The organism is Maribacter sp. Asnod2-G09, assembly GCF_045063795.1.
Lineage (GTDB): Bacteria > Bacteroidota > Bacteroidia > Flavobacteriales > Flavobacteriaceae > Maribacter.
Window position 1 is genome coordinate 625948 of sequence record NZ_JBEFOA010000003.1, and the last position, 14443, is coordinate 640390.

Below are 14443 nucleotides of genomic sequence, written 5' to 3' on the forward strand. Positions count from 1 at the left end.
GGGTTACGATTAATTTCAAAATTACAATCAAACTATCATCGAGAAATAAAAACTTAAAATATGTTCAATAAAAATTTAAAATTAATCATTGCAGGACTTATAATCGCTTTTTCTGTGTACCAGTTTATAGAAGGTAACATCGGAAATGGTATATTTTTAATTCTACTATCCTTAATTTTTATCTTTCTTTACTTTAGAAATGAGATTATTCTTTTGGCTTTTTTAAGAATGCGTAAGCAAGATTTAACCGGAACAAAGAATTGGCTAGATAAAATTAAAAATCCTGAAGGGGCACTAACCGTTAAACAACAAGGCTACTATAATTACCTACACGGTATTATATTCTCTCAAACCAATTTAACCCAAGCTGAGAAATACTTTAAGAAAGCACTAAAGCTTGGCTTAACAATGGATTATGATGTTGCTATGGCAAAATTGAGCCTAGCAGGTATATCTATGCAAAAACGTCGCAAGAGAGAAGCTACTATGCTACTTAACGAAGCCAAAAAATTAGACAAAAACAATATGTTGACGGATCAAATTAAAATGATGCAACAACAAATGAAGAAAATCTAATCTTATTTAGTTTCTCTATAATATCCTTTATTAGGAATTTCTACAGTATACTTTTTACGAGAATTATTATTTAAATGCGCCTCTCTCAACCAAGGATTGTGGCGCTTTAATATTTTGTAGTTGATTTCATATTCTTGTGCAAAATTAGCGAAGTCACTTACTGGCTTATCTATTTCTACTGTAAAAGTCGGTACCGCTTCGTACATATCTTCTTTCTCGATATGAAAACCATACTTTTCTGGATTAGAAAGGATTTCTTTAATCGCCATAATTCTAAATACATATCTACCTGTTTCACTACCAAGTAACAAATCCCAGTAATTATCTACTTGCTGAATACCCATATATTTATTGATAGCGCCTGGTCCTGCATTATAAGCAGCAGCAGTTAATGCCCAACTACCATATTTGTCTTTCCATCTGTTTAAGTACTTACAAGCAACCTCTGTAGACTTTTCTAAATGGTAACGTTCATCTACATTTGAATTTACCTCTAAGCCATATTCTCTACCGGTTTCTCGCATTATCTGCCAAAAGCCAGTTGCCCCTGCTGGCGAAACTACATTCGTCAATCCGCTTTCGGCTACAGCTAAATATTTAAAATCATCAGGAATTCCGTTTTTAGCCAAAATTGGCTCTATCACAGGAAAAAACTTATTAGCTCTTTTAATTAGTAATACTGCGTTTGATTGCCAATACGTATTCACCAAAAATTCGCGATCTATACGCTCCATAATTTCTGGATCTGCTTGAGGAACTATTTCTCCTGCAAAATTTAAATCAGCTGGTATATCTATAGAAGAAATCTTATATGATTTAGATACATTTTTCTGAACACTATCATTTGCAACCACTCTATCATTACTCACAATTCCATCAGTATTTCCCACAGCAAATATTAATGTACCTGCTACAAATACTACACCCAACAACATCAATATATTCTTAATAGTTTTCATGAATTTTATATTTTAAATTATTTCTACCAACACTTTAGTCTACCAAAGGTATATATAGAACTATCTTATTCCAAAATAATTGTTGGCAAGTTCTCGTTAAACCACTTTGCCCTATGTATTATCATGGTATGGGTTCCATTGGGCACATGTATACAATTACCACAATTTTCAATTGGGAACACAGGGTCCTTCTCACCTTGTATATGCACCAATTTTTCACAAGGCACCTCTTGTTTCCAATTTACCAACTCATTTATACTCCAATCTATATAGCTTTTATCTCTAACGGATAAATACTTTTCATACAACGAAAGACGTTTGGTTACACTTTCGCCAAATGCGTATTTAGCTAATAATTCTACATTATTAACCAAACCTGTAGGAAGCAGTTTATGAACACCGGTATATCTCGAAAATATCATGCGTTTTGGTAACTCATATCTAGTTTTTACACTCGATACAATTATCACTTTTCTTACCTCAATATATTTAGACATTTCTTGGACTAGGAGCCCGCCTAACGAAACCCCCAACAATACCACATTATTGTGTTGTATTTTACTACACATGTTTTTTGCATAATCAACGAATGAAATACCCTTTAAAGGAATACTCCATTCTAAAAAATGAAGCTCAAAGCTTTCTTCGGGTAATTTTATATACTCAAAAATAGCAGGACTTGCTGCCATACCAGGCATACAATACACATGAATTACATTATCTGTCATAGTCACGAAGCGTAGTGAAAACTAGGAAATTAAGTATTTTTTAACTACTTTTGTAAGAGAATGTGAAAAACATATGCAATTTGATATGTTATATTTTATACAGCATTCCCTAATGATAAATTACGATATGAGAACATCGTAATTTTTTTGTCTAACAACAAAACTAAAATTTTCTATATGAACGACGTTATCATTAATGACAATTCTTTTCTGCGACAATTTGAAACTACTGTAGATGGTCATCTTGCCAGAATTGAATATTCTTCTCAAGAAAGAAAGATATTTCTTACCAAGCTAGTTGTTCCTGAGGAAATTACAGATGAAGATTTTAGAGAAAACTTCATAAAAGCTGTTTTAAATATTATTCAAGATAGAAACCTTAGAGTTGTACCTACTAGTCCTCATATCGCAGGATTTCTTCGAAAGAACAGAAGACAATACAAAGAAATGTTACCTATCGGTATTCGTATCTAATAAAAAAAAGCCTTTCAAATGAAAGGCTTTTTTTATGCTTCTACTTTTTCGTTTACAAAATTAAACCGAACCAGACCGTCCTTATCAATTTCAGTCAACTTCACTTTATGTAAGGTATTTACCAATTCGGGATTCCAAGTTGATTTTACTTTTACGTAATTCTCAGTAAACCCATGAATATAGCCTTCTTTATTCTCACCCTCAAACAATACAGTTAACTCGTTACCCAATTGACTCTCATAGAACGCTCGTCTCTTCTTTACAGATAATCCGCGTAACATTTTACTCCTTTTACTTCTTACTTTATTAGGCACAACACCATCCATTGTAGCAGCGGGAGTGTTATCTCTTTCCGAATACGTAAAAACATGTAAATAAGAAATATCTAAATCATTCAAAAAGTGATACGTTTCTAAAAAATGTTCTTCGGTCTCACCAGGGAAACCAACGATTACATCAACACCAATACAGCAATTAGGCATTACCTCTCTAATTTTCGCTACGCGTTCTTTATAAAGATTCGTCATATAACGACGCTTCATCAACTTAAGAAGATCATCACTACCACTCTGCAAAGGAATATGGAAATGAGGTACAAAGGTTTTACTTTGAGAAACAAACTCAATTGTTTCATTCTTTAAAAGGTTTGGCTCAATTGATGAAATTCTTAAACGATGAATACCATCTACATCATCTAAAGCGGTAACAAGATCCAAAAAAGTATGCTCATGCTTTTTATTACCAAACTCCCCTTTACCGTAATCTCCAATATTTACCCCAGTTAGAACAATTTCCTTAATACCCTGCTCAGATATATCAACTGCATTCTTTAAAACGTTTTCTAAAGTATCGCTTCGAGAAATACCGCGTGCTAAAGGTATTGTACAATACGTGCATTTATAATCACAACCATCTTGAACCTTTAAGAACGCCCTTGTTCTATCTCCAATAGCATAACTACCTACATAAAAATCGGCATCTGCTATTTCACAAGAATGAACCTTACCATGATCATTTTTGGTTAAATCATTTATGTAATCGGTAATCTTGAATTTTTCTGTAGCCCCCAAAACCAAATCTACTCCATCAACATCAGCAAGTTCTTCTGGTTTTAATTGAGCATAGCAACCCACAGCAGCAACAAAAGCATCGGGATTTATCTTCTGCGCTTTTTTAACTATGGTTTTAAATTTTTTATCAGCGTTATCGGTTACTGAACATGTATTAATAACATACATATCTGCCTCTTCTGAAAAGTCTACCCTATCAAACCCCTCATCTGCAAAACTTCGGGCTATGGTAGATGTTTCTGAAAAGTTCAACTTACATCCTAAAGTGTAAAAAGCCACTTTTTTCTTCATCTAATAATCTCTTTGAGCGTGTAAAAATACCTAAACTACAATTAGCAGTAACATGCTAAGTAATTGAATTTCAATTCTAAATACTTAATACTTTCTCCATTTTTTTGTTAGTTCAAATACATGGGATAAAATATTGGCTTCAACTTCATCAAACTCCACCCCTCTTCTAGCCATCATTACTTTAGCCGCATCAAATGCTTTTGCAGGCTGATATGCCGTAAACCCAGATGCCCCACCCCAACTAAAACTTGGAACAAAATTTCTAGGAAACCCAGGGACATAAATATTAGAATTTACTCCAATTACAGTACCTGTATTAAACATCGTATTAATAGCTGTCTTACTATGGTCACCCATCATCAGACCACAAAATTGTAATCCTGTTTGCTCGAAACTCTCGGTAGCATAATTCCACAAACGGACTTTCGCATAATTATTTTTTAGGTTTGAGTTATTTGAATCTGCACCTATATTACACCATTCTCCTAATACGGCATTCCCTAAATATCCCTCATGACCTTTACTTGAATATCCAAAAATAACCGAGTTGCTAACTTCACCACAAACCTTACTAAACGGACCAATAGTTGTAGCTCCATAGAGCTTACCTCCCATTTTTATGATAGCATTGTTACAAAGTGCCAAGCCACCACGTATTAGACTTCCTTCCCAGATTTCAGAATTTTTACCTAGGTAAATAGGTCCGCCAGTAGCATTTAGAATGCTAAACTCAACTTTTGCTCCTTCTTCCAGAAATATACGCTCTGGGTGTATTAATCGATTAGTGTCTGAAATAGGTTGACTTTTTCTTCCTTTTGTAATGAAATCAAAATCAAACTGTAAGATATCTGCATTTTTATCGAAAATATCCCAGGTGTTATTGATTTGAACAATATCATCTTTAAATTCAACTATATTGAAATTACTTAATTCATCTACATTTTTAGAAGTCGCAGCTAAATAAGCTATTACCAATTCGCCCGACATTAACCTTTCACCCGATCGCAAAGCTTTTACCGCTTTTAGCAACTCTTTAGATGGTAATACCGAAGCATCTATAAAAACATTAGATTCTTCTAAATTAACAGGATATTTTATACTTAAATATTCTTCAGTCAAAGATGTGACCGAAATTTTTAAAAATGCTTCCCAACGCTCTTTCAAGGTCATAATACCCACTCGAATTTCTGAAACGGGACGAGTAAAAGTGAAGGGCAAAAGATGATTCCTACGAGGACCATCAAAAAGAATAAAGTTCATACAAGATGATTTTTTTTCAAAATTAACAAATATCCGTAGAGCATCTATATTTAATAGACAACTTCCTTTATTTAAAAGTTAAATGCAAAAGAAACGCCTTCGAAAATTTCGAAGGCGTTATATTTATTAGAAAGAATAAAAATACTATTCTTCTTCTTTTTTCTCTTCTTTAACAAATTTCTTGTACTTGTTCTTGAACTTGTCGATACGACCTGCTGTATCCAAGAATTTAGCTTTACCAGTGTAAAACGGGTGAGAAGTTCTTGAAATTTCCAATTTTACTAATGGATACTCAACACCATCTACATCTAAAGTCTCTTTAGTGTCAGCTGTTGATTTAGTCAAAAATACTTCTTCATTAGACATGTCCTTAAAGGCCACTATCCTATAATTTTCTGGGTGTATATCTTTTTTCATTTTAAAAACTTTAACGCACCCATTCCGACGGGCACTCATTTTAAGGGTGCAAAAATAGTGAAATTCTACAAATGCACAATTAGAAATCTAAAAAAAATATTAAAATTAAATTTTACCACATTTGTAACATTCTATATAATTGCAGTACTAATATACAAAACAACCTATAATCACTATATATCATGGAAGAAAACGAACCTAAAACAGGAAAATTTGCAATGAATTACGGCTTACTTACAGGTCTTGTAGGTGTTGTATTCGCGGTTATGCTTTTTGTAATGGACATGCATTACGAGCAAGTGACTTCTGTACAAATTATACAAATAGTAATATTAGCTGCCGGAATTGTGCTGGCAATTCTACAATTTAAAAAAGCAGGTGGCGGATTATTGTCCATTTCTGAAGCTTTAAAAGTTGGTGCAGGTGTGGCGTTGATAGCTGGCATTGTTGGACTGCTATGGTTTTTCATACAATCTAACCTAATAGAACCCGATTATTTAGATAAGGTATATGAAATAGGTAAGATAAAAGCAATGAAAGACAACCCTAGTCTTACTGAAGAACAAATTGACCAAGGCATTGAAATGCAAAAAGGACTAGCTTGGATCATGTACCCTGTAGGTTTAATAATAAATGTTCTTATTGCTTTAATCATCAGCTTAATTACAGGATTAATTCTGAAAAAAGAAGAAGCTGCTTATTAATGCTAAGTAATTGTAGTATTTTTGGAGGCAATACCACAAGTCGCGCATGCAATTATCAATAGTAATTCCTTTACTTAACGAAGAAGAGTCACTTAAAGAACTTCATGATTGGATTGTATCTGTGATGCAAGCCAATCATTTTTCTTATGAAATACTATTTGTTGATGATGGCAGCACAGATGCCTCATGGAAGATTATCACCGCATTATCTGAGAAAAACCCCGCTGTTAAAGGAATTCATTTTTTACGTAACTTCGGTAAATCGCAAGCGCTACATGCCGGATTTAAAGCTGTAAGCGGCGATGTTATCATCACCATGGATGCCGATCTGCAAGATAACCCAGAAGAAATTCCGGAGTTATATAATATGATAACTAACGAAGGTTACGAATTGGTATCTGGCTGGAAAAAGAAACGGTACGATTCTATCGTCTTTAAAAATACCCCTTCAAAATTATTCAATTGGGCAGCTAGAAGAACATCTGGTGTTCGATTGCATGATTTTAACTGTGGTCTAAAAGCATACGCGCATGATGTTGTAAAGAACATTGAAGTATCTGGCGAAATGCACAGATATATTCCTGTCCTTGCCAAAAATGCTGGTTTTTCTAACATTGGAGAAAAGGTAGTTCAACACCAAGCTCGTAAATACGGTAAAACAAAATTCGGAATGGAACGTTTCATAAATGGCTTTCTAGATTTACTGACCATTTGGTTTGTATCTAGATTCGGTAAACGACCTATGCACTTATTCGGCGCATTGGGCGTTTTAATGTTTTTGATCGGATTCGGATTTGCTATCTATTTAGGTATCGATAAATTATTCATCAACAAGTTTGGAAGATTAATTACAGACCGACCTCAATTTTATATTTCACTGATAGCCATGGTTATAGGAACTCAGTTGTTCTTAGCTGGTTTTCTTGGCGAAATATTAATTCGTTCTAAGAAAGAAGAAAAAAGATATATTGTCTCTGAAGAAATAAACACCGCACTTTTAGAATAGTAAAATTCTCACTAACTTAAATGCACATAAAACTATAAACCAAATGGATAACATCCTTGATACTGCTAAAACCTGGCTTACCGATTTTTTCGACCCAGCTGTAAAAAAAGAAATTGAACACCTTATCGCCAACGATAAAGAAGAACTGAATGACCGTTTCTATAAAAATATGGAATTCGGTACCGGTGGTATGAGAGGCGTTATGGGCGTGGGCACCAATCGTATTAACAAATATACATTGGGTAAAAGCACACAGGGACTTAGTAATTATTTAAACAAAGTTTACAAAGGCGAAGAAATTAAAGTAGTTATTGCTTTTGATTGTCGTCATAATAGCGATACGCTAGCTAGAATTGTAGCTGAAGTATTTTCTGCAAACAATATTAAAGTATACCTTTTTTCAGATTTGCGTACTACCCCAGAACTTTCGTTTGCAGTTAGACATTTAAATTGTCATGCCGGTATTGTACTTACCGCATCTCATAACCCACCAGAGTATAATGGGTATAAAGTATATTGGACAGATGGCGGACAAATTGTACCACCACAAGACGGAGCTATAGTTTCTGAAATTAATTCTCTTGCTTTTGAAGATATAAAGTTTGAAGCAAATGATAGCCTAATTCAAGTAATTGATAAGGAAGTCGATGAAGCTTTTATTTCACAGTCAGTAGCTGCAGGAAATTTCAATGCTGCCGGTAAAGATGATTTCAAAATTGTTTTCACATCATTACACGGAACTTCAATTACCGCTATACCAGAAGTATTAAAACGTGGCGGATATGAAAATGTAACTATTATCGAAGAACAAGCTAAACCAGACGGAAATTTCCCAACGGTAAAGTCTCCGAATCCTGAGGAACCTGAGGCGCTTTCTATGGCTGTTAAAAAGGCAGAAGAAATTGGTGCTGACATGGTTGTAGGTACGGATCCTGATAGTGACCGTTTAGGTATTGCCGTTCGTAACCTTGATGGAGAAATGGAAATTGTCAACGGAAACCAAGCTATGGTTTTAATGACAAAATTTCTTCTTGAAAAGAGAAAAGAAAAAGGATTTAAAGGAAATGAGTTTATAGCTACAACAATAGTATCTACCCCAATGATGGAGGCTATGGCTAAGGCATACGGTGTCGAATTCAAAACTTCGCTTACTGGTTTTAAATGGATTGGTAAAATGATCAAAGATTTTCCACAGTCAGATTTTATTGGTGGTGGTGAAGAAAGCTTTGGTTATATGGTAGGTGATTTTGTTCGTGATAAAGATGCAGTTACCTCTACCCTATTGGCGTGTGAAATTGCTAGCCAAGCAAAAGCTAATGGAAGTTCTTTCTACAAAGATTTAATTCAATGTTATGTTGATTATGGTTTCTATAAAGAGCATTTAGTTTCTATTACCAAAAAAGGGATTAGCGGTGCTGAAGAGATTAAGCAGATGTTGAAAGACTTTAAGGAAAACCCTGTGGAATCTGTTGCTGGTTCTAAAGTAAAGTGGATTGAAGATTATAATACCTCAATTGCTAAAAATGTATTGACTGGCGAAGAGAAAACTATTGATATTCCAAAATCTAACGTTTTAATTTACGAAACTGAAGACGGAACTAGAATAGCAGCAAGACCAAGTGGAACGGAACCTAAGGTGAAATTCTACATCAGCACGAATACGAAATTAGAAAAAACTGAAGATTATAAAAAAGTGGCAGCAGAACTTGACAATAAAGTCAAGAGTATTCTTGCTGAGCTTAATTTAGCTTAATGAACTATTTCAAAAAGATTCTTCGCTTTGCGAAGCCCTACAAGATATATGCGATTTTAAACATTATATCTAACATCTTTTATGCACTGTTTTCAACATTGGCGATGATTTCATTGTTTCCAATGTTGACGGTGTTATTCGACAAAACAAAAAAGGTTTACACAAAACCGAAATGGAATGGTATATCCAATATTGAGGACTACGTAACTGATTCTTTAAACTTTTTCATAACGGAACAAGGGGAACATAAAGACTCAGGTGAAATACTTATGCTTATGGTTGGTTTAATTATCACCATGTTCCTTTTAAAAAATTTATTTAATTATTTAGCCATGTATTTCATTACGTTTTTACGTAATGGCGTGCTAAAAGATTTACGTAATGAGCTCTACGACAAAACTGTAGAATTACCCATATCATATTATTCCGAAAAAAGAAAAGGTGATACTATTGCCCGTATTACCTCAGATGTATTAGAGATTCAGCATTCATTTCTATCTATATTAGAACTGATTGTTAGAGAACCTTTGACGATTGTATTTACGATTATAGCCATGTTGGCTATAAGTCCTAAATTGACTTTGTTCGTTTTTCTATTTCTCCCACTTTCCGGATTTTTAATTTCGTTAATCGGTAAATCTTTAAAACGAAAATCTGACAAGGTTCAAAATGAACAAGGTTACTTCTTATCTATTTTAGAGGAAACATTAGGCGGTTTGCGAGTCATCAAAGCATTCAATGCCGAATCGGTATTTGCTAAGAAATTTCAAGCTTCCACTAAAAGGTTTTTTAATTTCTCAAATAGTTTACTTAACAGGCAAAATTTAGCTTCGCCTACAAGTGAATTTTTTGGTATTGCAGCCATTGGTGTAATTCTATGGTATGGTGGACAAATGGTTTTAGTGGAAAAAACTCTTGAAGGCAGTTTGTTCATTACCTACATGACGTTGTCATATCAAATATTAACACCCGCAAAGGCTATAAGCAAAGCTTCTTATAGCGTTAAAAAAGGTAATGCGGCAGCCGAACGTGTTATGGAGATTCTGGAAACCAAGAATCCGATTTCTGAAATTGAAAATCCTATTGAACAAGAAACTTTTAGCACAGCCGTTAACATCAACAATATCTCTTTCAAATATGAAGATGATTATGTGTTGAAGAATTTCAATTTAACCGTTGAAAAAGGTAAAACAGTTGCCCTAGTCGGGCAATCTGGTAGTGGAAAAAGTACCATTGCCAATCTTGTTACTCGTTTTTACGATGTTAATGAAGGAGACATTAGTATTGACGGGAATAACATTAAAAACCTCAGTAAAAAATCGCTTCGTGGTCTATTAGGCTTGGTTACTCAAGATTCTATTCTATTTAATGATACCGTTAAAAACAACATCGGATTAGGAAAAGAAAATGCTACCGACGAAGAAATTATTGCAGCCGCTAAAATTGCAAATGCACATGATTTTATAATGGATCTACCTAAAGGCTACGAAACTAATATTGGTGATAGCGGTAATAAGTTAAGTGGCGGACAAAAACAGCGATTGTCTATTTCTAGAGCGGTTTTAAAGAATCCGCCGATAATGATATTAGACGAAGCTACATCTGCTTTAGATACTGAAAGCGAACGTCTGGTTCAAGATGCTCTTGAAAAAATGATGAAAAACAGAACGTCTATTGTCATTGCTCACCGTCTTTCTACCATTCAAAATGCAGATATGATTGTAGTACTTCTAAAAGGCGAGATTGTAGAACAAGGAACTCATGCTGAACTTTTAGAACTCAAAGGCACGTATAAGAAACTAGTGCAAATGCAATCTTTGGTATAAGTTTTATACCTGATTATTTTTAAAGTTTACAAATTAAAAAAGCCATCTTTTTAGATGGCTTTTTTAATTTTTTTATGAATAAGGCTTAAACTATCGAGCAACCTTTATATCTACAATCATAATTTGACCGTCGTTACTCTTCATTTTAATAGCACCTTTATGTCCTGCTGCATTCTCAAATAAGACAACAACCGGATAATCTTGAGGTCCCATTGCCTCGTCTTCATTCTCAATTACTAAATCAACAAGTGCACTTTCGTCGGTTATAGCATCAAATTCCTCAACCGTCATTTGATTTGCCGTATTTTCCATTTTGGTCGTTGTACCACCTTCTATTTGCTCATCTTGAAACAAATCATCAGGACTCATCCAAAATAAGAAACCAGGATTTGACGGACTCATATCGTACCATGCTAAATCAATAGTTGGCGCTATATCAGCATCAATTTCATCATAAGAATACAAATCGCCTGTTGTTGTAGAAAAAAAGCGTTTAGTATCTAATCCGTCTGTATCAACTTCAAATTCAACATTTTCATAAAGTACAAAACTAGCAAGTTCTGCAGTTTCCTCTTCGTTTTGTTCCATTACATCTTCATTATCATCACTACATGAGATGACAGAAAATGCAGTTATAAAAAGGCAAATCAATAAAAAATTCTTCTTTAAAATCATAAAAATAAGTTTTGGTTTATTTTACAACGGATAGATTATATAATTATTAGGATACCTATTAAAAAGCATCAAATATCATTCGGAATGATTAAACCTTTCCCTAATTTCATTGTCTAAGAATAAACAAACCTCATTTATAGGTGATTGAAGAGGAAACATTAGTATTAGATTTAAAAACTAAAAGCAAGCAAGCACAGGCTTTTGAGGTATTAGTTAATACCTATAAAGAACGCTTATATTGGCAGATACGAAGTATTGTATTAAGCCATGACGATGCTGATGATGTTTTACAGAACACTTTTATTAAAGTCTATAAAAACATAGACGGATTTAAAGGAGATAGCAAACTCTTCTCTTGGATGTACCGTATTGCAACTAATGAGGCTTTAAATTATATAAAGCAACGAGCAAAATTACAGGGCGTATCTGATACAGACTATCAAAATAAATTAGTATCTAATCTAGAAGCTGATGTTTATTTTGAGGGAGATGAAATTCAACTTCAACTTCAGAAAGCGATTGCAACTTTACCCGAGAAGCAAAAATTGGTTTTCAATATGAAGTATTTTCAAGAGTTGAAATATGAAGAAATCTCTAAAATTCTAGATACTTCAGTAGGTGGCTTAAAAGCCTCTTATCACTTAGCAGTAAAAAAATTAGAACAGTATTTAAAAGAAGATTAAACCTTTTATACAATTGATTGTCAAACTAGTATCATGAACAAAAAGAACAAAATTCCGTTTAAAACTCCAGAAGGCTATTTCGATAGTTTTGAGGATAAACTAATGGATAAATTATCTAAAACTGAAAGCACTATCCCAAAGGATAATGCATTTAAGGTACCTGATAATTATTTTGAGTCGTTCAATGAATCTCTTAAAGGAAAGCTTGATAATGAACCAAAGGTAATTCCACTTTTTCCTATTAAGAAAATAATAGCTGTAGCTGCATCAATTGCCGCTATTGTATTAATAGCTTTAGGATATAACTGGAACTCTTCAAGTGAATTAAATTTCAGCGATTTAGCGAATGCTGACATTGAAGCCTATTTTGAAAATAACGATTTTGAGCTTTCACCTTATGAGATTGCTGAAGTTTTGCCAGTAACGAATACTGAATATTCAGATTTTTTAAGCTCTCCTATTGAGAGCGATAACCTTCTCGATTACTTAAATGAAAATGTTAGTGATTTTGATGAACTAAATATTGACTACAATGAATAAATTTATAATTACAATATTCTTACTTGTAACTACCCTTTCTTTTGGACAGAGAAACCAAGATTGGGAGAAAATAAATACCTTAAAAGTAGCTTTCATTACTGAAAAGCTTTCTTTGAGTACAAAAGAAGCTCAAGAATTTTGGCCTGTGTACAATGAGTACCAAGAGAAAAGAAATGCTTTACGTAAAAAAGGTCATCAAGAAATTAAAAGCAAAATAAAAGATGCTGACACGCTTTCTGAAAAAGAAGCTCAAAAACTTCTAGCGCTTCATATGCAAATAGAAGAGGAAGAAGAAGTATTGGACAACGATTTTCTTAAGAAAATCAGTAAAGTTATTTCCGCAAAGAAGACACTTTTACTATTACGATCAGAAGAAGAATTCAAGCGTCAATTAATGAAGCAGTATCGCCAGAATAAAGGCGGTAGATAATTACCTGAAAGTTAATTTAGATATACGGTTCTTACCAGCAGCATAGGCTACAGTATCATTTTTAAAACGTATAGTAAAGAAAGGCTCTTTTGATAGTTCTTTCCAACTTTTACCCATATCTGATGAATACGAAATTCCTGTAAAACCAATAGCTACAAGTCCTGTTCCATTAGTACCCGGAACAAATTGCACACAACTTTTATAACCTGGGGCATTGCCGTCAGCTACCAAGCTCCAAGTTTTTCCACCATCTTTTGTGATTGCTTTGTTAGCCATAGCATTATCTGGATTGGTGTAGTCTCCGCCAATTGCAAATCCTAAATTTTTATCATGGAAATCTATGGAATAAATACCTTCAGTTGTTTCGGCATTTTTAATGGGAGTCTGATAAGTTTCCCATGACTTGCCTTTATCCGGAGAAAACAGAATTCTTCCAGACGTGGTTGCCATCCAAATGTTATCACCTATTGTCTTGATATTTGTATTACTAGCCGCAAAAGCCCCCTCACCTTCTATACCTTCTGGTAATTGTGAACATGGTAGCTTAGACCACGTGTTTCCACCATCCGAAGTAATTATAACAGTTAAGCATCCGTTGACAGAATCTCCTATTGCAATTCCGTCTTTATCATTCAAAAAGGTCATAGCATCATAAAACACGCCTTCTCCCTCCTCTTTATACACCAATTCCATTCGACCATTATCTCCCGTTTTATATAATAGTGCTGGCGATTCTATAGAAAGCATAAAGAAATCGGTCGATGTTTGTGCGACTGCTCTAAATGCCGGTACGCTCGTATGGTATTTTTCAACATTCACACGCACTTTACCAGTAGCTAAATCTACAGTACCAAAAGTGCCTTTATTAGCAGCGAAGGCTAAACTATTACCCATAAGTTCTATAGCTCGAATACTTAAAGAATCTGAATACACTGTTTCTATATCCACCGTATTAAAAGTAGTTGGCTGCACACTTTCTGAACATGAAACCATCAAAACAATCAAAAGAAAAGTATAACGCATAGGATTATGGTATAAAGTTGATCAAAAA

General features: G+C 34.0%; 16 protein-coding genes. 9 read left to right on the top strand and 7 right to left on the bottom strand.

The features are described from left to right. The first annotated feature begins 60 nt into the window (after positions 1-60). Entirely contained in the window at positions 61-576 is a 516-nt protein-coding gene (locus tag ACJJVT_RS06830; protein WP_073244915.1) for a hypothetical protein, read from the top strand. 2 nt (positions 577-578) lie between these two features. Here the strand turns inward: ACJJVT_RS06830 and ACJJVT_RS06835 are convergent, their stop codons facing one another. Both ACJJVT_RS06835 and ACJJVT_RS06840 read right to left on the bottom strand, forming a co-directional pair. Then, positions 579-1535: a lytic transglycosylase domain-containing protein gene (locus tag ACJJVT_RS06835; RefSeq protein WP_405397446.1), complete on the bottom strand. Its 957-nt coding sequence runs from the start codon at positions 1533-1535 to the stop codon at positions 579-581. 65 nt (positions 1536-1600) lie between these two features. Continuing rightward, positions 1601-2263 carry an alpha/beta hydrolase gene (locus ACJJVT_RS06840; protein ID WP_405397447.1) on the bottom strand — a complete coding sequence of 221 codons (663 nt, stop codon included), beginning with the start codon at positions 2261-2263 and terminating at the stop codon, positions 1601-1603. A gap of 177 nt (positions 2264-2440) precedes the next feature. On the opposite strand from ACJJVT_RS06840, the gene ACJJVT_RS06845 reads away from it, so the two are divergent. Then, entirely contained in the window at positions 2441-2737 is a 297-nt protein-coding gene (locus ACJJVT_RS06845) for a GNAT family N-acetyltransferase (RefSeq protein WP_405397449.1), read from the top strand. A gap of 32 nt (positions 2738-2769) precedes the next feature. Here the strand turns inward: ACJJVT_RS06845 and mtaB are convergent, their stop codons facing one another. The 3 genes from mtaB to ACJJVT_RS06860 form a co-directional block, all read right to left on the bottom strand. Next, on the bottom strand, positions 2770-4098 hold the full coding sequence (gene mtaB / locus ACJJVT_RS06850; RefSeq protein ID WP_405397450.1) for a tRNA (N(6)-L-threonylcarbamoyladenosine(37)-C(2))-methylthiotransferase MtaB: 1329 nt from the start codon (positions 4096-4098) through the stop codon (positions 2770-2772). Positions 4099-4182: 84 nt separating this feature from the next. Continuing rightward, positions 4183-5358, bottom strand: a complete 1176-nt coding sequence (locus ACJJVT_RS06855; protein WP_405397452.1) for a GlmU family protein — start codon at positions 5356-5358, stop codon at positions 4183-4185. Positions 5359-5502: 144 nt separating this feature from the next. Beyond that, positions 5503-5775 carry a type B 50S ribosomal protein L31 gene (locus tag ACJJVT_RS06860; RefSeq protein ID WP_133687890.1) on the bottom strand — a complete coding sequence of 91 codons (273 nt, stop codon included), beginning with the start codon at positions 5773-5775 and terminating at the stop codon, positions 5503-5505. 182 nt (positions 5776-5957) lie between these two features. Here ACJJVT_RS06860 and ACJJVT_RS06865 point away from each other — a divergent pair, with 182 nt between their 5' ends. From ACJJVT_RS06865 to ACJJVT_RS06880, 4 genes are read left to right on the top strand one after another with little or no spacing between them, the layout of a single operon-like run. After that, entirely contained in the window at positions 5958-6479 is a 522-nt protein-coding gene (locus ACJJVT_RS06865) for a DUF4199 domain-containing protein (protein ID WP_405397454.1), read from the top strand. 46 nt (positions 6480-6525) lie between these two features. Next, on the top strand, positions 6526-7485 hold the full coding sequence (locus ACJJVT_RS06870) for a glycosyltransferase family 2 protein (protein ID WP_299317776.1): 960 nt from the start codon (positions 6526-6528) through the stop codon (positions 7483-7485). A gap of 43 nt (positions 7486-7528) precedes the next feature. Then, on the top strand, positions 7529-9238 hold the full coding sequence (locus ACJJVT_RS06875; protein WP_405397456.1) for a phospho-sugar mutase: 1710 nt from the start codon (positions 7529-7531) through the stop codon (positions 9236-9238). Then, positions 9238-11064: an ABC transporter ATP-binding protein gene (locus tag ACJJVT_RS06880; protein WP_405397457.1), complete on the top strand. Its 1827-nt coding sequence runs from the start codon at positions 9238-9240 to the stop codon at positions 11062-11064. The genes ACJJVT_RS06875 and ACJJVT_RS06880 overlap by 1 nt, the downstream gene beginning before the upstream one ends. Before the next feature lie 90 nt (positions 11065-11154). Here the strand turns inward: ACJJVT_RS06880 and ACJJVT_RS06885 are convergent, their stop codons facing one another. Further along, positions 11155-11739, bottom strand: a complete 585-nt coding sequence (locus tag ACJJVT_RS06885; RefSeq protein WP_405397458.1) for a hypothetical protein — start codon at positions 11737-11739, stop codon at positions 11155-11157. 140 nt (positions 11740-11879) lie between these two features. Between ACJJVT_RS06885 and ACJJVT_RS06890 the strand changes: the two genes are divergently transcribed. Genes ACJJVT_RS06890 through ACJJVT_RS06900 form a run of 3 tightly spaced genes read left to right on the top strand, consistent with a single transcriptional unit; the run spans position 11880 to position 13392 of the window. Further along, the gene (locus tag ACJJVT_RS06890; protein ID WP_405397460.1) at positions 11880-12422 is read left to right on the top strand and encodes an RNA polymerase sigma factor; all 543 of its coding nucleotides are present in this window, start codon (positions 11880-11882) and stop codon (positions 12420-12422) included. A gap of 33 nt (positions 12423-12455) precedes the next feature. Continuing rightward, positions 12456-12962 carry a hypothetical protein gene (locus tag ACJJVT_RS06895; RefSeq protein ID WP_405397462.1) on the top strand — a complete coding sequence of 169 codons (507 nt, stop codon included), beginning with the start codon at positions 12456-12458 and terminating at the stop codon, positions 12960-12962. Next, positions 12955-13392 carry a hypothetical protein gene (locus ACJJVT_RS06900; protein WP_405397463.1) on the top strand — a complete coding sequence of 146 codons (438 nt, stop codon included), beginning with the start codon at positions 12955-12957 and terminating at the stop codon, positions 13390-13392. The genes ACJJVT_RS06895 and ACJJVT_RS06900 overlap by 8 nt, the downstream gene beginning before the upstream one ends. Here the strand turns inward: ACJJVT_RS06900 and ACJJVT_RS06905 are convergent, their stop codons facing one another. Further along, a complete protein-coding gene (locus ACJJVT_RS06905) occupies positions 13393-14415 on the bottom strand; it encodes a WD40/YVTN/BNR-like repeat-containing protein (RefSeq protein WP_405397464.1) in 1023 nt (340 codons plus the stop codon). Positions 14416-14443: the final 28 nt, after the last annotated feature.